The sequence below is a fragment of the Citricoccus sp. genome, from assembly GCF_035445025.1.
Lineage (GTDB): Bacteria > Actinomycetota > Actinomycetes > Actinomycetales > Micrococcaceae > Citricoccus.
Window position 1 is genome coordinate 66368 of record NZ_DAOMPX010000004.1, and the last position, 17160, is coordinate 83527.

Sequence of the window (17160 nt, forward strand, 5' to 3'; positions counted from 1 at the left end):
CCGACCACGAAGAGAGGCTTCAGATGACCGATCAGATCACCAGGGAGAACGCCGATCCGGGCGTGATCTCCGAGGTACTCGAGAAGAACCCGGAGCTTGAGGCCATCGGCCCGTACCAGTTCGGCTGGGCCGACCAGGACGATGCCGGTGCCAACGCGCGCCGCGGCGTCAACGAGGAGGTCGTGCGCGACATCTCGGCCAAGAAGGGTGAGCCCGAGTGGATGCTCAACCTGCGCCTGAAGGGCCTGAAGTACTTCCAGCGCAAGCCCATGCCCACCTGGGGTGCCGACCTGTCCGGCATCGACTTCGACAACATCAAGTACTTCGTGCGCTCGACCGAGGGCCAGGCGAAGTCCTGGGAGGACCTGCCCGAGGACATCCGCAACACCTATGAGCGCCTCGGCATCCCGGAGGCCGAGCGTGAGCGCCTGGTCGCCGGTGTGGCCGCCCAGTACGAGTCCGAGGTCGTCTACCACCAGATCCGCGAGGACCTGGAGGCGCAGGGCGTCATCTTCCTGGACACCGACACCGGCCTGAAGGAGTACCCGGAGATCTTCAAGGAGTACTTCGGCTCCGTGATCCCGGTGGGCGACAACAAGTTCGCCGCCCTGAACACCGCCACCTGGTCCGGCGGCTCCTTCGTGTACGTGCCCAAGGGCGTCCACGTGGAGATCCCGCTGCAGGCGTACTTCCGCATCAACACCGAGAACATGGGCCAGTTCGAGCGGACCCTGATCATCGCGGACGAGGACTCCTACGTCCACTACATCGAGGGCTGCACCGCGCCGATCTACAACTCGGACTCGCTGCACTCCGCCGTCGTGGAGATCGTCGTCAAGAAGAACGCCCGCGTGCGCTACACCACCATCCAGAACTGGTCCACCAACGTGTACAACCTGGTGACCAAGCGCGCCGTGGCCGAAGAGGGCGCCACCATGGAGTGGATCGACGGCAACATCGGCTCCAAGGTCACCCAGAAGTACCCGGCGGTCTACCTGACCGGCGAGCACGCCAAGGGCGAGACCCTGTCCATCGCCTTCGCCGGTGCCGGCCAGCACCAGGACACCGGTTCGAAGATGGTGCACCTGGCCCCGAACACCTCCAGCTCCATCGTCTCCAAGTCGGTGGCACGCTCGGGTGGCCGGGCGGCCTACCGTGGCCTGGTCCAGGTCATGGAGGGCGCGAAGAACTCCGCCAACTCGGTCGTGTGCGACGCGTTGCTGGTGGACACGATCTCCCGCTCGGACACCTACCCGTACATCGACATCCGCGAGGACGACGCGACCCTGGGCCACGAGGCCACGGTGTCGAAGGTCTCCGAGGAGCAGCTCTTCTACCTGATGAGCCGCGGGATGTCCGAGACCGAGGCCATGGCCATGATCGTGCGCGGCTTCATCGAGCCGATCGCGCGCGAGCTGCCGATGGAGTACGCCCTGGAATTGAACAAGCTGATCGAACTGCAGATGGAAGGATCGGTAGGCTGAGCGTGTCACAGACTGTCAACACCGCCCCGGAAGAAATCGACGCGGACGGCGCCGGAGTGCCCGTCATCCCCGGCATGGGGGAGGAGGGCGAGAAGCTCTCCGGTGAGGTCGCCGCGGCCAGCGCCGCCGGCCACGCCTCTCACGCGGTCCCCGCGGACGGGGCCCGGCAGGCGACCGCCGGCTCGTCCCGCGCGGACCGCCGGTCCAGCTTCGAGCTGGCCGACTTCGCCGTGCTCACCGGCCGCGAGGAGGACTGGCGGTTCACCCCGCTGGACCGCCTGGCCGGTCTGCACCTGCCCGAGGGCGACTCCGCCCGGCTGACCGGCGCCGCCCCGGCGGTCGGGGTCGGTGCCGTGGACGGGGTGACCGTCGAGACGGTGTCCCGCGAGGACTCCCGCCTCGGCGCCGCCCTGACCCCGGACGACCGCGTGTCCGCCGCAGCCTGGGCCTCCTTCGCCGAGGCGACCGTCGTCACCGTGGGTGCCGGCGTCGAGGCCGGCACCCCGGTCCGCATCGACGTCACCGGCGCGGGTTCCGAGCCGGCCGCCCAGCACCTGCTGATCATCGCCGAGCCCAACTCCCGCGCCGACGTCGTGATCACCCACCGCGGCACCGCCGTGGTGAGCCAGAACGTGGAGTTCGACGTCCGCGAGGGCGCCGGGCTGAACGTCACCTCGATCCAGGCCTGGGACGGGGACGCGGTGCACGCCTCGGCCCAGCAGGCCAAGGTCGCCAAGGACGCCTCCTTCAAGCACGTCACCGTCTCCTACGGCGGCTCGGTGGTGCGCCTGACCCCGACCTCGCGCTTCGCGGGCACGGGGGGCGAGGCCCGGATGTACGGACTGTACTTCGCCGACGCCGGCCAGCACCTGGAGCAGCGGCTGTTCGTGGACCACGCGACCCCGAACTGCACCTCCAACGTCCTGTACAAGGGCGCCCTGCAGGGCAAGGACGCCCGGGCCGTCTGGATCGGCGACGTCCTCATCCGCAAGACGGCCGAGGGCACCGACAGCTACGAGAAGAACCAGAACCTCGTCCTGACGGACGGCACCCGCGTGGACTCGGTGCCGAACCTGGAGATCGAGACCGGGCTGATAGAGGGCGCCGGACACGCCTCCTCGACCGCCCAGTTCGATGACGAGCAGCTCTTCTACCTGATGGCCCGGGGCATCCCGGAGCAGGAGGCCCGCGAGCTCGTGCTGCGCGGCTTCCTCAACGAGATCATCCAGAAGATCGGGATCACCGACGTCGAGGAGATGCTCACCGCGCAGATGGAGACCGAGCTGCAGGTGGCGACCCACTGATGGCGGCCGGCCAGCGCGTCTGCGGCGCGGACGAGATCGGGCCGGAGGAGGCCAGGCGGTTCATGGTCGACGGGATCCCCGTCGCCGTGGTCCGCGCCTCCGACGGCTCGCTCCACGCCCTCAACGACACCTGCTCGCACGGCGAGGTCTCCCTCTCCGAGGGGTTCGTGGAGGGGTGCGCCCTGGAGTGCATCGGCCACGGGTCGGCCTTCGACCTCGTCACCGGTGAACCGAACGTGCCGCCCGCGACCGAGCCGGTCGCCGTCTATGCCCTCGCCGTGGAGGACGACGGCATCTGGGTGGACACCTCCAGAGTCCTCAACCGGGTCGCATAGCCCGAGCGCTGCACCGCAGCCACCCCAACCACACTTCCCGCCGGGGCACCGGCGAACCGCAAGGAGAACACGAATGTCTACGCTGGAAATCAAGGACCTGTTCGTCTCGATCGAGACCGAGAACGGCCCCAAGGAGATCCTCAAGGGCGTCAGCCTGACCATCAACACCGGTGAGACCCACGCCATCATGGGCCCAAACGGCTCCGGCAAGTCCACCCTGGCCTCCACCATCGCGGGCCACCCGCGCTACGAGGTCACCTCCGGCACCATCACGCTCGACGGCGAGGACGTCCTGGAGATGTCCGTGGACGAGCGTGCCCGCGCCGGCCTGTTCCTGGCGATGCAGTACCCGGTCGAGATCCCGGGCGTGACCATGACCAACTTCCTGCGCACCGCCAAGACCGCCATCGACGGCGAGGCCCCGTCCCTGCGCCACTGGACCAAGGACGTCAAGGCCGCCATGGAGGGCCTGAAGATCGATCCCGCCTTCGCCAGCCGCAACGTCAACGAGGGCTTCTCCGGCGGCGAGAAGAAGCGCGTCGAGATCCTGCAGCTCGAGCTGTTCAAGCCGAAGTTCGCGGTGCTGGACGAGACCGACTCCGGCCTGGACGTCGACGCGCTGCGCGTGGTCTCCGAGGGCGTCAACCGTGCCCAGGCCACCAATGAGATGGGTACCCTGCTCATCACCCACTACACCCGCATCCTGCAGTACATCAAGCCCGACTTCGTGCACGTGTTCGTGGACGGCAAGGTCGCGGAGTCCGGTGGCGCCGAGCTGGCCGACCGCCTCGAGGCCGAGGGCTACGAGCGCTTCGAGACCGCTGCTGCAGGGGCCTGAGGAGGACAGCATGACGACTGACCAGGCACAGACCTCCCTCGAGGACATCAGGGAGGCCCTGCACGAGGTCATGGACCCCGAGCTGGGCGTGAACATCGTCGACCTCGGGCTGCTCTACGGCATGAACTACGCCGAGGACGGCGCCCTGATCATCGACATGACCCTGACCACCGCGGCCTGCCCGCTCACCGACGTGATCGAGGAGCAGATCGGCAACGAGATCGGCACCATGGTCGACGAGTGGCGGCTGAACTGGGTCTGGATGCCGCCGTGGGGCCCGGAGCGGATCACCGAGGAGGGCCGCGAGCAGATGCGGGCCCTGGGCTTCAACATCTGAGCCCGACCCCTCACCCCCCCCGCAGACGAGAACGCCCCGGTCCACGGACCGGGGTGTTCTCGTCTGCGTCCCCGGCACTGTCCCTGCCCGGGAGGACGGGCGGCTCAGGCCGTCGGATCGTCCAGGTCGGGGTGGTCCAGGGTGTTGCACTGGTTGACGTCCCCGGACTCGTAGCCGTGCATGAACCAGGCCATCCGCTGCTCGGAGGTGCCGTGCGTGAAGGCCTCGGGCAGCACGCGACCGGTCGTGGACTGCTGGATGCGGTCGTCCCCGACGGCGGCCGCCGCGGAGAGCGCGTCCCGCAGGTCGGTCTGGGTGAGGGGATCCAGGAACGGGTCGCCCGACTCGGGGTCCACGGTGCGCACCGCGTGCCCGGCCCACATCCCGGCGTAGCAGTCCGCCTGCAGTTCCACGCGCACCGCCCCGGACTCCGGCCCGGTGCCGCCGGACTGCGAGTACTGCAGGTAGCCGATGATGTTCTGGATGTGGTGGCCGTACTCGTGGGCGACCACGTACTCCTCGGCCAGGGGGCCGCCGGAGGCCCCGAACCGCGATTGCAGCAGGCCGAAGAAGTCCGTGTCGAAGTACGCCGTCTCATCGCCCGGGCAGTAGAACGGGCCGACGTCCGAGGTGGCCATGCCGCAGGCCGTGTTGACCTGACCGCCGAACAGCTCCACTCCGGGGGGCCGCCAGGTGACGTTGTACTCCGCCAGGTGGGGATCCCAGAAGGCGTCGGCGGACTCGACCGTGGCGATGATCCGGCAGTCGGTCCGCTCGTTCGCCGCCTCCCCGGTGCGGCAGGTGGCGGACGCCGCCGGGCCGACGGGCTCGTACTGGGACGTCTCCGGCGACGGGCCGGTCAGTCCGAGCTGCTCGGCCAGTCCGGGGGCGAAGATCGCCAGCAGCAGCACCAGCAGGCCGGTGCCGCCACCGATGGCGACGGTTCCGCCGCGCCCCGCCCGGCCGCCACCACCGCGGCCCCGGGAGTCTCGGACGCGGGAGGGGTCCAGCCGGACGTTGTCATTGAAGCTCATGCGCCCCGAGTGTAGTCCGGCCCCGGAGGCTTCGGCTCGGGTGCGGCGGGCAGCCCGCGGGCGGCCAGGGCCTCCCCGGTGGCTCGGGCGTGGCCGACCGTGGCCACGAGCACCGGTCCCATGAGGCGCACGGGCCCGCGGCGCAGGCCCCGGGAGGCCAGGGCCTCCGCGTGGGCGCGCACGGCGGCGCCTACCCAGGGGATCGTGCGCAGCATGACGTTCACGGCCAGGGCGGCGGCCTCCGGGTTGACCCCGAACCGGCGGAACGCGCCGAAGAAGTGGGCCAGGCCGTCCAGCAGTTCCGTGCCGGGGGTGGTGATCACCAGCAGCCGGGCGGCGGCCAGCGCGCCGAAGACGGCGGCCATGACCACCAGCGCCGGCCCGAGGGCGTCCAGCGGGGACAGGGGGACCGGCCCGAACACCCCGGAGGCGAAGCGGGCCACGCCGGCGAAGGCCAGCAGGGGCCAGCCGCGGCGCCAGGGGGCCAGGAACTCTCCGGGCAGCCGGGCCAGCAGGTACAGGCCGAGGACCCCGGTGAGCACGGCGCCGACCACCACGGGCTGGCGCCAGGCCACCAGGACCACGGTCAGCACCAGCAGCACCGCGTACTTCACGCCCAGGGGTGCCCGGTGGACCGGGGAGGTGCCGGGCCGGTGGTCGAGCAGGTTCACCGTGCGCGCTCCTGGCGGCCGGCTCCGGGCCGGGTGCGGGCGGCACGTCGGTCGTGGACGTCCCGGCGGTACCAGGCCACCGCCCCGGGCCCGTCGTCGTCGTGGACGATGCGCCCGCCGGCCACGACCAGGCACCGGTCGGCCCGGGCGGCGAAGTCCAGGTCGTGGGTGGTGTAGACGAGCTGGCGGCACCGGCCGCTGCCGGGCAGGGAGAGCAGCAGGTCCTGGACCTCCAGGGTCCAGTCCAGGTCCAGCAGGGTGGTCGGCTCGTCGGCCACCAGCAGCGCGGGGTCCGTGGCCAGCACGGTGGCCAGGGCCAGGCGCTGGCGCTGGCCACCGGAGAGGTCGTAGATGCTGCGGTGGGCCAGCCCGGCCAGTCCGTGCTCGGCCAGGACCGCCTCGGCGGCGCGGCGCCGTTCGCCCCGGTGGCGGATGGTCCGGCGCAGGGAGAGCTCGACGTCCTCACCCGTCGTGGGCATGACCAGTTGCACCAGCGGGTCGGTGAACATGAACCCGGTGCGGGACCGTACCTCGTCGACCCGGGCGACGGTGTCCAGTCCGTGCACCGTGACGGTGCCCGCCGAGGGCTGGACCAGCCCGTTGAGCAGGCGGACCAGGGTCGACTTGCCCGATCCGTTGGCCCCGATCACCGCGGTGACCGGTTCGGCCAGGACCGTGTCCACCGGCCCGAGGATGCGCAGGGTCCCGGGGGCGGCCCCGGTTCCCTGCCCGGGGGCCGGGGCCGCGCCGGGCAGGTCGACGACCGCCCCGCGCAGCTCGATGACCGGGTCCGGCCCCGCGGTGGGCATCCGGCTCAGAACCGGCGCAGGGCCAGGGCCGGGAAGGCCCGGATGACGGTAACGGCCACCGCCGTGGCCAGCACGTTCTTGACCACGTCCCCGGGCCAGAACACCATGTCGGCCCCCAGCGCGGTGGCCAGGTCCAGGTCGAGGGCGAGCATCATCCCGGCGATGCCCATCGGGTGGATGAACACGAAGGAGGCCACCATCGCGCACAGCCACACCAGGGCCCACCAGCCGAAGCCCATCCGGCCCGCGCCCCGGGCGGCGGCGGTCTGGCCGCGGCGCAGCACCACCGTGGACAGCGCCCCGGCCAGGCCGGCCGCCAGCGGGAAGGCCAGCAGGTACCCGGCCGAGGGCCCGGCCAGCACGCCGATCCCGGCGTTGAACCCGGAGAACACCGGCAGCCCGGCCAGCCCCACCACGAGGTAGAGCAGCACCGACAGGAAGCCCAGGCGGGCCCCCAGGATCAGGCCGGTGAGCATCACCGCGAACGTCTGCAGGGTGATCGGCACCCCGAAACCGCCCACCGGGATCGGGGGCAGCATCGAGCACACCGCGATCAGCGCCGCGAACACCCCGGCCAGGGCCACCTGCGTGGGCACCGTCAATGACGTGCGCTGGGCGCTCTGGACTGCTTGGCTCATGGTTCAGCTCCTGTACGGACGGTACCGGCGTGGCTCGACGGTAGACTTGACGGGTTCCGCCCGCCTCGGCGGACAGTCTAGGCCGTCCAAGGAGATCCCCCCGTGCTTGCTGTCACAGACCTCGAACTCCGCGTGGGTGCGCGTCTGCTCATGGACGGGGTCACGTTCAAGGTCGATCGCGGGGACAAGGTCGGACTGGTGGGCCGCAACGGTGCCGGCAAGACCACCCTGACCAAGGTCCTGGCCGGTGGGGGACAGCCCACGGGCGGCCACGTCACGCGCCGCGGCTCGGTCGGCTACCTCCCCCAGGACCCCAAGGTCGAGGACATGGACCAGACGGCGCGGGACCGGATCCTCTCGGCGCGCTCGCTCGACCAGATCATCCGGCGCATGCGCCAGGCCGAGGACGACATGGCCAACCCGGACGATGCGATCCGCGAGAAGGCGATGCACCGGTACGGCCGGCTCGAGGCGGAGTTCACGACGTCGGGCGGATACGCCGCCGAGTCCGAGGCCGCCACGATCTGTGCCAACCTCGGCCTGCCGGACCGCATCCTCGACCAGCCCCTGCACACCCTCTCCGGCGGCCAGCGCCGCCGCGTGGAGCTGGCCCGGATCCTCTTCTCGGACGCGGACGTCCTGCTGCTGGACGAGCCGACCAACCACCTGGACCACGACTCGATCGTGTGGCTGCGGGAGTTCCTGAAGTCCTACCCGGGCGGTTTCATCGTCATCAGCCACGACGTGGACCTGATGGAGATGACCGTCAACAAGGTCCTCTACCTGGACGCCAACCGCCAGGTGATCGACCAGTACAACATGGGGTGGAAGAACTACCTGCTGCAGCGCGAGCAGGACCAGGCCCGGCGCAAGCGCGAGTTCTCGAACGCGGAGAAGAAGGCCAGCCACCTGATGGACCAGGCCAACAAGATGCGCGCCAAGGCGACCAAGGCGGTCGCCGCGCAGAACATGATCAAGCGCGCCGAGCGCATGATGCAGGGCCTGGAGGGGGAGCGGGCCGCGGACAAGGTCGCGGCGATCCGCTTCCCGGAACCGGCCAAGTGCGGCAAGACGCCGCTGACGGCGCAGGACCTGTCCAAGTCCTACGGCTCCCTGGAGATCTTCGCCGGGGTGGACCTGGCGATCGACCGCGGTTCTCGGGTGGTGATCCTCGGCTTCAACGGTGCCGGCAAGACGACGCTGCTGCGGATGCTGGCGGGCATCGACACACCGGACACGGGCGAGGTGATCGCCGGTCACGGCCTCAAGCTCGGCTACTACGCCCAGGAGCACGAGACGCTGGACACCGATCGCACCGTCCTGGAGAACATGAAGACCGCGGCCCCGGACCTGGCGGACACCGAGGTGCGCAACATCCTGGGCTCCTTCCTGTTCCAGGGCGACGACGTGGCCAAGCCGGCCGGCGTGCTCTCCGGCGGCGAGAAGACCCGCCTCGCCCTGGCCACCCTCGTGGCCTCCAGCGCGAACGTGCTGCTGCTGGACGAGCCGACGAACAACCTGGACCCGGCCTCACGCCAGGAGATCCTCAACGCCCTGCGGACCTACGAGGGTGCGGTCGTGCTGGTCACCCACGACGAGGGCGCGGTGGAGGCGCTCGACCCGGAGCGCGTGGTCCTGTTGCCGGACGGGGTGGAGGACCTCTGGAACAGCTCCTACCAGGACCTCATCACGCTGGCCTGACCGGCGGACCGGCCGGCGCGCCCTCAGCGTGCTCAGCGTGACTCGGCGGCGTCGAGGAGCGCGTCCTCGGCCTCCTCGTCGGTCGGCCGCCCGCCGCGGCGGCGGGCCGGCCTCGACTTCGGAGCCCGGTAGGCGGAGAGGTACCCGTCGTCCTCGGTCAGTCCCTGCTCGCGGTCGTCGCGGTCGTTGAGGGCCCGTTGCCGGGCCATGTAGCCCCAGACCACGAAGCTCATCAGCCCGAACATGAACCACTGCAGCGAGTAGGACAGGTGCGGTCCCTCGTCCAGCGGGGGCTTGGGCGGCTGTTGCATGCCCACCGCGGGGGCGGGGGTCTCGTCCGCCAGCTGACCGTAGGCGGTGTCGGCCACGGGGTAACCGACGCTGTCCGTGAAGGCGACCAGGTCGATCGAGGCGAGCTGGCCCTCGGGGGCGTCCCGGCCCAGGTCGGGCTCGCCCGGCTTGGCCCGGACCACGACCGTGACCTCGCCCGCGGGCGGGGAGGGGACGACGTCGGGCCGGCCGGGGGTGTCACCGATCGGCAGCCAGCCGCGGTTGACCACGATCACGTCCCCGGTGTCCGCGCGGAAGGGCACGAGGACCTCGTAGCCCGGCTTGCCGGCCAGCGGGCGGTTGCGCACGATCCGGGTGTCCTCCTCGAGGTACTCGCCCTCCATCTCCACGGGGGTCCACTGCTGGTGGGGCTGGAAGTCGGTGAACACCGTGGCGTTCGAGGCCAGCGGGACGGCCGGCTCGTCGTAGTTCTGCAGGACCTTGTTGATCTCGGCCACGGCCTCCATGCGCCGGTCCATCTGCCATTGGCCCAGCAGGGCGCAGGCGACGGCGAAGACGGCGCAGAAGGCCAGCCCGCCGAGCCACTGCGGGGAGATGAGGAAGCGGTAGTCGAGCCGGGCACGCTTCGGCGTCTGCGCCTCGGGTTCAGTCAAGCGGGAGCACGTCCTTCAGCAGTCCCCGGGACCGCAGGTAGTCGGCGAGCCAGTCCCGGTGCTCCGGGCAGGCCAGCCAGGTCTTGCGCCGCTCGGGCGCGTGGATGCGGGGGTTGTTCCATTCCAGGAGCCAGGCGGCGTCCTGCCGGCACCCCTTGCGGGAGCACTCCGCCCGGGCCGGTCCGCCGGACCCGTCCGGTCCCGAGGGCGGCGCGGTCGCCGGGCCGGGCGTGGCGGAGGCGGTGCCGTCCAGGGCACCCAGGAGGTCACGGTCGTTCATGCGGCGCGGTGGTCCCGATCGTTGCCCGGTTCCGGCAGGGGGCGCGGTTCCGGCTGGACGCGGGGCCCGGTCGGCCGGGCGCCCGCCGGCGGATCGTCCGTGGTGGTTCCCACCAGGGTCTCCGGCCCGGCGTCCAGCTGCAGCCGGTTCGTGAGTTCCTGGGCGCTGGCCCGGGGCACGGCGTCCAGCGCCTCGCCGTTGGAGACGGTGCCGGCATTGGCCAGGACCACCGCGATGTACGGCAGCACGATGGCCAGGACGAAGAAGACGATCTGCACCCAGCCGGTCGTGAAGAAGGCCAGCACGAAGCAGACGGTGCGGATCCCCATCTGCCACGCGTAGCGCACGAAGCGGGCGTCGCGGTCGACGTGGCCCGGTGCCGGTGCGCTGGTGATGCGCTGGACGTCCTCGGAGCGGTCTCGCCGGGGGTGCCCGGTCTGGCGACCGGTCTCGGCGTGACGGATGGACATGGGGCAGGCTCCTGAGCGGTGGGGAATCGGTGGCCGGCGTGTCCGGGCCTGTCGTCCATTGTCCCACTTTCCGCCCTAGAGTGGGGCACCGAAGAAGCAGGACCGACCCAGGAGGAACCATGGCCGAGGCAAGCACGCAGGATTCGACGGGCGGGCGCAGCGTCCTGGTCACCGGTGGCAACCGGGGCATCGGCCTGGCCATCGCGCAGGCCTTCCGGGACAACGGGGACCGGGTGGCCGTCACCTCGCGGTCCGGGCAGGCCCCGGACGGGCTGTTCGCGGTGCAGGCCGACGTCACGGACGCCGACTCGGTGGACCGGGCCTTCTCCGAGGTCGAGGCGGCCCACGGCCCGGTCGAGGTGCTCGTGGCCAACGCGGGGATCACCCAGGACCAGTTGCTGCTGCGGATGAGCGAGGAGGACTTCACCTCGGTCATCGACACCAACCTCACCGGTGCCTTCCGGGTGCTCAAGCGCGCCTCCAAGGGCATGATTCGCAAGAAGAAGGGCCGCGTGGTGCTGATCTCCTCGGTCGTCGGCCTGATGGGCTCGCCGGGACAGATCAACTACGCCTCCTCCAAGGCCGGCCTGGTCGGCATGGCCCGCTCACTCACCCGCGAACTCGGTTCCCGGAACATCACGGCCAACGTGGTGGCCCCCGGGTACATCGACACCGAGATGACCCAGGCCCTGGGCGAGGACCTGCAGAAGCAGTACAAGACGCAGATCCCCGCCGGCCGTTTCGCCGAGCCGTCCGAGGTTGCCGGCGTGGTGCGGTGGCTCGCCTCCGACGAGGCCTCCTACATCTCCGGTGCCGTCATCCCCGTGGACGGCGGCCTGGGGATGGGACACTGATCCGCATGACTTCCGAGAACACGGGTGCCGAGGGCACCCAGAGCACCCAGACCACCCAGGACCTCGCCGGCAAGGGCGCCATCGTCACCGGCTCCAGCCGTGGTGTGGGCGCCGACACCGCGCGACTGCTCGCCGCCCGGGGGGCCGGCGTCGTGGTCAACTACCGGCAGAAGGCGCCCCGGGCGAACAAGGTGGTGGCCTCGATCGAGGAGGCCGGCGGCCGCGCCGTCGCCGTGGGCGCGGACATCACCACCGCCGAGGGCCGCCAGGCCATGGTGGACGCCGCCCTCTCGGCCTTCGGCTCCCTGGACATCCTGGTGCTCAACGCCTCCGGGGGGATGGAGTCCTCCATGGGCGAGGACTACGCGAACGTGCTGAACCGCGACGCCCAGGTCGCCATGCTCGAGGCCGCCGCCGAGGTCATGCCCTCCGGCTCGCAGGTGGTCTTCGTCACCAGCCACCAGGCGCACTTCATCGACGCGGTCCCCACCATGGACGCCTATGTGCCGGTGGCCCGTTCCAAGCGTGCCGGCGAGACCGCCCTGCGGGAGCGCATCCCCGCGCTGCGCGAGAAGGGCATCACCCTCGTGGTGGTGTCCGGGGACATGATCGAGGGAACCATCACGGCCACGATGCTCAACCGGGCCGAGCCCGGGGCCATCGAGGCCCGGCGCGAGGCGGCCGGGAAGCTGTACTCGGTCGAGGAGTTCGCCGCCGAGGTGGCCTCCCTCGTGGGCCGGGACCTGCCGGCCGGACACACCGAGTACGTGGGCGGGGCCCAGGACTTCCTCGAGGCCGCCGGCGGCGATCCCGACCACCGCTGACGCGGGGCCCTCAGAGGCCGGCGAGCACCCGGACGACGTCCAGCGACGGCACGTCCAGCTCGACATCGGCGTGCGGGCGCAGGGCGGGCTTGGCGCAGAACGCCACGGCCAGCCCTGCGGCCTGCAGCATGTCGATGTCGTTCGCGCCGTCGCCCACGGCGATCACCCCGGCAGGGTCCACCCCGGCCTCCGCGGACCACGCGCGCAGCATCCGCGCCTTGACGGCACTGTCCACGACGGCCCCGGTCACGCGCCCGGTCAGCCGGCCGTCCACGATCTCCAGGTCGTTGGCCCGGTAGCGGGTCAGCCCGAGGTCGGCGGCCAGCGGCGCCAGCACCTGGGTGAAGCCGCCCGAGACCGCGCACACCTCCCAGCCGGCGTCGCGGAACGCGGTGATCACCTCGCGGGCCCCGTCCTGCGGCTCGACGGCGGCCGCCACCTTCGCGATGACGTCCTCCTCCAGCCCGGCCAGGGCCTGCACCCGCTGGTGCAACGACTGGGCGAAGTCCACCTCACCCCGCATGGCGGCCTCCGTGACCTCCGTGACCTCCGCCTCGCGCCCGGCATACGCGGCCAGCAGCTCGATGACCTCCTGGCGGATCAGCGTGGAGTCCACGTCCATCACCAGCATCCTGGGCGTGGCCGTGACGGCCTCCGCGGGCACCACCGCCACGGCCGCGCCGTGGGGCAGCAGGGCCGGATCCGGCCGGCCGGCCGGCTCCCCGGCGGGGACGTCCCAGCGCCAGCCGTGGAAGCCGACGCCGGAGACCGGTTCCGCGTGGGCGGGCACCCCGACCGGCGCGTCATCGCGGCCCGGCCCACCGGCGGCGGGACCGGCCTCCCCGGGGAGGTAGACGAGGACCCGGTCGGTCGCGGCCCCGGGCCGGGAGGCCGGGGTGAGTCCGTCGTCGTCGGTGACTGCTGCGGTGAAGGATGCAATGGGCGCCATGCCGTGGCCTTTCGTGCTGGGAAGGGTCCTCCTAGCCTAGTGTTTGAGGCATGACCAACCCTTCTGACGGACTCCAGCGCGCCAGTCATGCCCCTTCGACCCTCGTCCCCTCGGGCGAGGCAGTGGTGGAGATGGCGGCGGTGGGGGTCCGCAGGGGCACCAAGGAACTGCTGCAGGACATCCACTGGCAGGTGCGTGAGGGCGAGCGGTGGATCATCATGGGTCCCAACGGGGCCGGCAAGTCCACCCTGATGCAGGTGGCCTCCACGCGCATGCACCCCACGACCGGCATGGTGGGGATCCTGGACGAGGTCCTCGGCGCCGTCGACGTCTTCGAGCTGCGCCCGCGCATCGGGCTGTCCTCCGCGACGTTGGCCCAGCAGCTCCCGGGCCAGGAGACCGTGCTGGATGCCGTGGTGACGGCGTCCTGGGGCGTGATGGGCCGCTGGAACGAGGACTACGACGCGCAGGACGAGGAACGGGCCCGGCGCCTGATCTGGCAGTGGGGACTCAGCGGTTATGAGGACCGGCGCTTCGGCACCCTGTCCGAGGGCGAGCGCAAGCGCGTCCTCGTGGCCCGGTCGCTCATGACCGACCCGGAACTGCTGCTGCTCGACGAGCCCGCGGCCGGCCTGGACCTGGCCGGCCGGGAGACCCTCGTGCGGGCCCTGACCCGCCTGGCCGCCGATCCGGCCGCGCCCACCCTGGTCCTGGTCACCCACCACGTGGAGGAGATCCCGCCGGGCTTCACCCACGCGCTGCTGATGCGCCAGGGCCGCGTGGTCGCCGCCGGTCCGCTGGAGCAGACCCTCATCGAGGACAACCTCTCCGCCGCCTTCGGCCTGCCCCTCAAGGTCACTCGCGACGAGGGCCGTTACACGGCCGTCGCCCGCTGACCGGCGCACCCGTCGCACCGGAGGGGTACTGCGTGGAATTCCTGGGCCTCGAGCTCTGGCAGGTGGCCGTCATCCTGCTGGCCGGATTCTGGGCCGGCACCATCAACACCCTCGTCGGGTCCGGCACCCTGGTGACCTTCCCGGTGCTGGTCGCCATGGGATTCCCCCCGGTGACCGCCCAGATCTCCAACGCCATGGGCCTGGTGGCCGCGGGCGTGTCCGGGGTGTTCGGCTGGCGGCGTGAGCTGGCCCAGTCGCGCGCGGTGCTGCCGGCGCTGACGACCGCCTCGCTGACCGGGGGGCTGGTCGGCGCGTTCCTGCTCATGGTGCTGCCGGAGGAGGTCTTCGGGGTCGCGGCACCGATCCTGATCGTGGTGGCCCTGGGCTTCGTGGTGTTCCAGCCGCGGATGTCCGCGTGGGTGCGCCGCCGGAAGGCGCGCCAGGCCGAAACGGACGGCCAGGAGGGGACGCCGGAGGCCGCGACGGCCCCGGGGCCGGGGGCCGTGACCCGCGTCGGCGCGGAGGACCCGGGCGTCCCGACGGGACCGGTGACCCCGCTGCTGTGGCTGCTGACCTTCGGCGCGGGTGTCTACGGGGGGTACTTCGTGGCGGCGCAGGGCGTGTTGCTTCTGGGCATCCTCGGGGTGTTCATGGGCGGGGCCCTCGTCCACGCCAATGCCGCGAAGACCTACCTGTCCCTCATGGTCAACCTCATCGCCGCCACGTCCTACCTGCTCTTCGCCTTCGACCGCATCGACTGGCGGGCCGTGCTGCTCATCGCGGTCTCCTCCATGCTCGGTGCCAGCCTGGGCGCCCGGATCGGCCGGCGGATCAGGCCGTTCTGGCTGCGGGTGGTCATCGTCGTCGTGGGCCTGGCCGGCCTGGCGAACATGGTCTGGCGGCTGGTCGCCGGTGGGTGAGGCAGTGGGCCGGCCCGGGGGCCAGCCGGGGAGTCAGTCGGGGAGTCAGCCGGTGGAGCTGACCGACGTCTCCGATCCGCGGGTGGAGGTCTACGCCCGGCTCACCGACGCCGCCCTGCGCCGACGGCAGGACACCGTCCACGGCATCTACCTGGCCGAGTCCTCGCAGGTGGTACGCCGCGCACTGGCGGCCGGGCACACTCCCCGGTCGTTCTTCCTCACCCACCGGTACCTGGAGTCGATGGCCGACGTGTTCGCCGCGCATCCCCGGGTTCCCGTGTACACCGGCACGGACGAGGTCCTGGAACGCATCACCGGTTTCCACCTGCACCGCGGTGCGCTGGCCGCCATGGACCGGCCGGCGCCGCGCACCGTGGACGAGGTCCTGGCCGGGGCGCGGCGGGTCGCGATCCTGGAGAACGTCTCCGACCACACCAACCTCGGCGCGATCTTCCGCTCGGCGGCGGGGCTGGGGGTGGACGCCGTCCTGGTCAGTCCCGAGTCCGCCGACCCGCTCTACCGGCGCAGCATCCGCGTGTCGATGGGTACCGTGTTCGCCGTGCCGTGGGCCCGGATCGGGGAGGCCGACGGCCGGGGCCGGTCGGCCTGGCCCGCCGAGCTGGACCGGTTGCGGGGCGAGGGGTTCACGGTGGCCGCCCTCGAGCTCAGCGAGGAGGCCATCCCCGTGGACGCCCCGGAGCTGCGCGGACACGACCGGCTGGCCCTGGTCCTGGGCGCCGAGGGCCCGGGGGTCACCCCGGCGACGCTCGCGGCCTGTGACCTGCACGTGGCGATCCCCATGTCCGCCGGGGTGGCCTCCCTCAACGTGGCCGCCGCGTCGGCCGTCGCCTTCTGGGAGTTGCGTTCCCGCGCCTGAGGGCCGATGCGCTATAGTTGATCCTCGGCCGTGCCGCGGCCGACCCCCCAACGTTCCTGAAAAGCTGCTGGCAAAATCCAGTGGCGCATGCGAAGGATTCCCCATGAAGACTGACATCCACCCCGATTACCAGCTGGTGATCTTCAACGACCTGGCCTCCGGCGAGAAGGTCCTCACCCGCACCACCACCTCCTCGGACAAGACGATGGAGTGGGAGGACGGCAACACCTACCCGGTGATCGACGTCGAGATCTCGGCCGCGTCCCACCCGTTCTACACCGGCAAGCAGCGGATCATGGACACCGCCGGCCGCGTCGAGCGCTTCAACGCCCGCTTCAAGGGCTTCGGCGGCAAGAAGTAGTCTTCCGCCTCCACGACATCCCGGAACCGGGGTCGAGCCGGCCGTCCTCCCTCGGGAGGCGGCCAGGACTCGGCCCCGGTTCCTGTCTGTCTACCCGACTGCCCTCGTCCTGCGGCGGTCAGACGTCCAGGACGGGGAAGTAGCCGGTGCCTTGGTAGTCGTCCTCGTCGCTGGGGGAGCGACGGGCATCGTCCGTGCGCGAGCTGTCCCGCACGGCCAGCACGCAGCCGGCGGTCGACATGAAGAGCATGATGATCCCCAGCGGATTGCTCAGCGCGGCGGCCACGCCTTCGGCCTGAGGTCCCACCAGGGCGCCGAGCACGGAGGAGGCGCCCTCCCCGGTGTCCGGCAGCGTGAAGCCCAGCCCGAGGCCGCAGGCCCAGGCGATCAGCAGCAGCCCCAGGGACCGGGCGGAGGGCTGGCGTCCCGCGCGGCGGCGGGGCACCGCGAGGGCGGTCACCGAGAGCAGGAACAGGACCGGCGCGAGCGTCAGCGCATAGACCGCCGTGAGGTCCCCGGCGCTGTCCGTCAGGAACCGGCCACCGGCCATCCAGAGGGGCACCGCCACGGCCAGGATCCAGCCGGCCCTCGTCGTCCACCGGCGAAGGGCACCCGCGTCGTTCGTCATGCCCCG

At 71.4% G+C, this 17160-nt stretch carries 21 protein-coding genes; 12 read left to right on the plus strand and 9 right to left on the minus strand.

Going from position 1 to position 17160, the window contains the following annotated elements:
- Positions 1-23: 23 nt before the first annotated feature.
- From sufB to PLJ28_RS02720, 5 genes are all read left to right on the plus strand, one after another.
- Positions 24-1484, plus strand: coding sequence for a Fe-S cluster assembly protein SufB (gene sufB / locus PLJ28_RS02700; protein WP_298045438.1), 1461 nt, complete (start codon positions 24-26; stop codon positions 1482-1484).
- Between the two features lie 74 nt (positions 1485-1558).
- Positions 1559-2788, plus strand: a complete 1230-nt coding sequence (gene sufD, locus PLJ28_RS02705; protein ID WP_183528348.1) for a Fe-S cluster assembly protein SufD — start codon at positions 1559-1561, stop codon at positions 2786-2788.
- Complete coding sequence (locus PLJ28_RS02710; protein WP_183525815.1) at positions 2788-3123, plus strand: non-heme iron oxygenase ferredoxin subunit; 336 nt, start codon at positions 2788-2790, stop codon at positions 3121-3123. The genes sufD and PLJ28_RS02710 overlap by 1 nt, the downstream gene beginning before the upstream one ends.
- A 73-nt stretch (positions 3124-3196) precedes the next feature.
- A complete protein-coding gene (sufC, locus tag PLJ28_RS02715) occupies positions 3197-3961 on the plus strand; it encodes a Fe-S cluster assembly ATPase SufC (protein ID WP_010142576.1) in 765 nt (254 codons plus the stop codon).
- A gap of 10 nt (positions 3962-3971) precedes the next feature.
- A complete protein-coding gene (locus tag PLJ28_RS02720) occupies positions 3972-4298 on the plus strand; it encodes a metal-sulfur cluster assembly factor (protein WP_010142577.1) in 327 nt (108 codons plus the stop codon).
- Positions 4299-4402: 104 nt separating this feature from the next.
- Here PLJ28_RS02720 and ypfJ read toward each other — a convergent pair whose 3' ends face one another.
- The 4 genes from ypfJ to PLJ28_RS02740 are packed head-to-tail and all read right to left on the minus strand — an operon-like array spanning position 4403 to position 7450.
- Positions 4403-5332, minus strand: a complete 930-nt coding sequence (ypfJ, locus tag PLJ28_RS02725) for a KPN_02809 family neutral zinc metallopeptidase (protein WP_183525818.1) — start codon at positions 5330-5332, stop codon at positions 4403-4405.
- Positions 5329-6003 carry a CbiQ family ECF transporter T component gene (locus tag PLJ28_RS02730; protein WP_324589870.1) on the minus strand — a complete coding sequence of 225 codons (675 nt, stop codon included), beginning with the start codon at positions 6001-6003 and terminating at the stop codon, positions 5329-5331. The genes ypfJ and PLJ28_RS02730 overlap by 4 nt, the downstream gene beginning before the upstream one ends.
- The gene (locus PLJ28_RS02735) at positions 6000-6812 is read right to left on the minus strand and encodes an energy-coupling factor ABC transporter ATP-binding protein (RefSeq protein WP_183525824.1); all 813 of its coding nucleotides are present in this window, start codon (positions 6810-6812) and stop codon (positions 6000-6002) included. Before PLJ28_RS02735 ends, PLJ28_RS02730 begins: the two co-directional genes overlap by 4 nt.
- A gap of 5 nt (positions 6813-6817) precedes the next feature.
- A complete protein-coding gene (locus PLJ28_RS02740; RefSeq protein WP_298045441.1) occupies positions 6818-7450 on the minus strand; it encodes a biotin transporter BioY in 633 nt (210 codons plus the stop codon).
- A gap of 102 nt (positions 7451-7552) precedes the next feature.
- Between PLJ28_RS02740 and abc-f the strand changes: the two genes are divergently transcribed.
- On the plus strand, positions 7553-9151 hold the full coding sequence (gene abc-f, locus PLJ28_RS02745) for a ribosomal protection-like ABC-F family protein (protein ID WP_010142583.1): 1599 nt from the start codon (positions 7553-7555) through the stop codon (positions 9149-9151).
- A gap of 32 nt (positions 9152-9183) precedes the next feature.
- Here the strand turns inward: abc-f and PLJ28_RS02750 are convergent, their stop codons facing one another.
- The 3 genes from PLJ28_RS02750 to PLJ28_RS02760 are packed head-to-tail and all read right to left on the minus strand — an operon-like array spanning position 9184 to position 10845.
- The gene (locus PLJ28_RS02750; protein WP_298045443.1) at positions 9184-10095 is read right to left on the minus strand and encodes an SURF1 family cytochrome oxidase biogenesis protein; all 912 of its coding nucleotides are present in this window, start codon (positions 10093-10095) and stop codon (positions 9184-9186) included.
- Entirely contained in the window at positions 10088-10375 is a 288-nt protein-coding gene (locus tag PLJ28_RS02755; protein ID WP_183525833.1) for a hypothetical protein, read from the minus strand. Before PLJ28_RS02755 ends, PLJ28_RS02750 begins: the two co-directional genes overlap by 8 nt.
- Complete coding sequence (locus tag PLJ28_RS02760; protein ID WP_298045444.1) at positions 10372-10845, minus strand: DUF3099 domain-containing protein; 474 nt, start codon at positions 10843-10845, stop codon at positions 10372-10374. Before PLJ28_RS02760 ends, PLJ28_RS02755 begins: the two co-directional genes overlap by 4 nt.
- Before the next feature lie 119 nt (positions 10846-10964).
- On the opposite strand from PLJ28_RS02760, the gene PLJ28_RS02765 reads away from it, so the two are divergent.
- Both PLJ28_RS02765 and PLJ28_RS02770 read left to right on the plus strand, forming a co-directional pair.
- Positions 10965-11699 (plus strand): beta-ketoacyl-ACP reductase, encoded by a 735-nt coding sequence (locus PLJ28_RS02765; protein ID WP_183525839.1) that lies wholly within the window; start codon positions 10965-10967, stop codon positions 11697-11699.
- Between the two features lie 5 nt (positions 11700-11704).
- The gene (locus tag PLJ28_RS02770; RefSeq protein WP_183525842.1) at positions 11705-12523 is read left to right on the plus strand and encodes an SDR family oxidoreductase; all 819 of its coding nucleotides are present in this window, start codon (positions 11705-11707) and stop codon (positions 12521-12523) included.
- Between the two features lie 10 nt (positions 12524-12533).
- On the opposite strand, the gene serB is transcribed toward PLJ28_RS02770, so the two are convergent.
- Positions 12534-13472 carry a phosphoserine phosphatase SerB gene (gene serB / locus PLJ28_RS02775; RefSeq protein WP_298045447.1) on the minus strand — a complete coding sequence of 313 codons (939 nt, stop codon included), beginning with the start codon at positions 13470-13472 and terminating at the stop codon, positions 12534-12536.
- Between the two features lie 131 nt (positions 13473-13603).
- Here serB and PLJ28_RS02780 point away from each other — a divergent pair, with 131 nt between their 5' ends.
- The 4 genes from PLJ28_RS02780 (at position 13604) to PLJ28_RS02795 (ending at position 16526) form a co-directional block, all read left to right on the plus strand.
- On the plus strand, positions 13604-14368 hold the full coding sequence (locus PLJ28_RS02780) for an ABC transporter ATP-binding protein (RefSeq protein WP_298045489.1): 765 nt from the start codon (positions 13604-13606) through the stop codon (positions 14366-14368).
- A 32-nt stretch (positions 14369-14400) separates the two neighbouring features.
- Positions 14401-15288, plus strand: a complete 888-nt coding sequence (locus PLJ28_RS02785) for a sulfite exporter TauE/SafE family protein (protein WP_183525847.1) — start codon at positions 14401-14403, stop codon at positions 15286-15288.
- Between the two features lie 52 nt (positions 15289-15340).
- Entirely contained in the window at positions 15341-16165 is an 825-nt protein-coding gene (locus tag PLJ28_RS02790; RefSeq protein ID WP_183525850.1) for a TrmH family RNA methyltransferase, read from the plus strand.
- Between the two features lie 103 nt (positions 16166-16268).
- Positions 16269-16526: a type B 50S ribosomal protein L31 gene (locus PLJ28_RS02795; protein WP_183525853.1), complete on the plus strand. Its 258-nt coding sequence runs from the start codon at positions 16269-16271 to the stop codon at positions 16524-16526.
- Between the two features lie 118 nt (positions 16527-16644).
- Here PLJ28_RS02795 and PLJ28_RS02800 read toward each other — a convergent pair whose 3' ends face one another.
- Positions 16645-17154 carry a hypothetical protein gene (locus PLJ28_RS02800; protein WP_183525857.1) on the minus strand — a complete coding sequence of 170 codons (510 nt, stop codon included), beginning with the start codon at positions 17152-17154 and terminating at the stop codon, positions 16645-16647.
- Positions 17155-17160 lie beyond the last annotated feature (6 nt).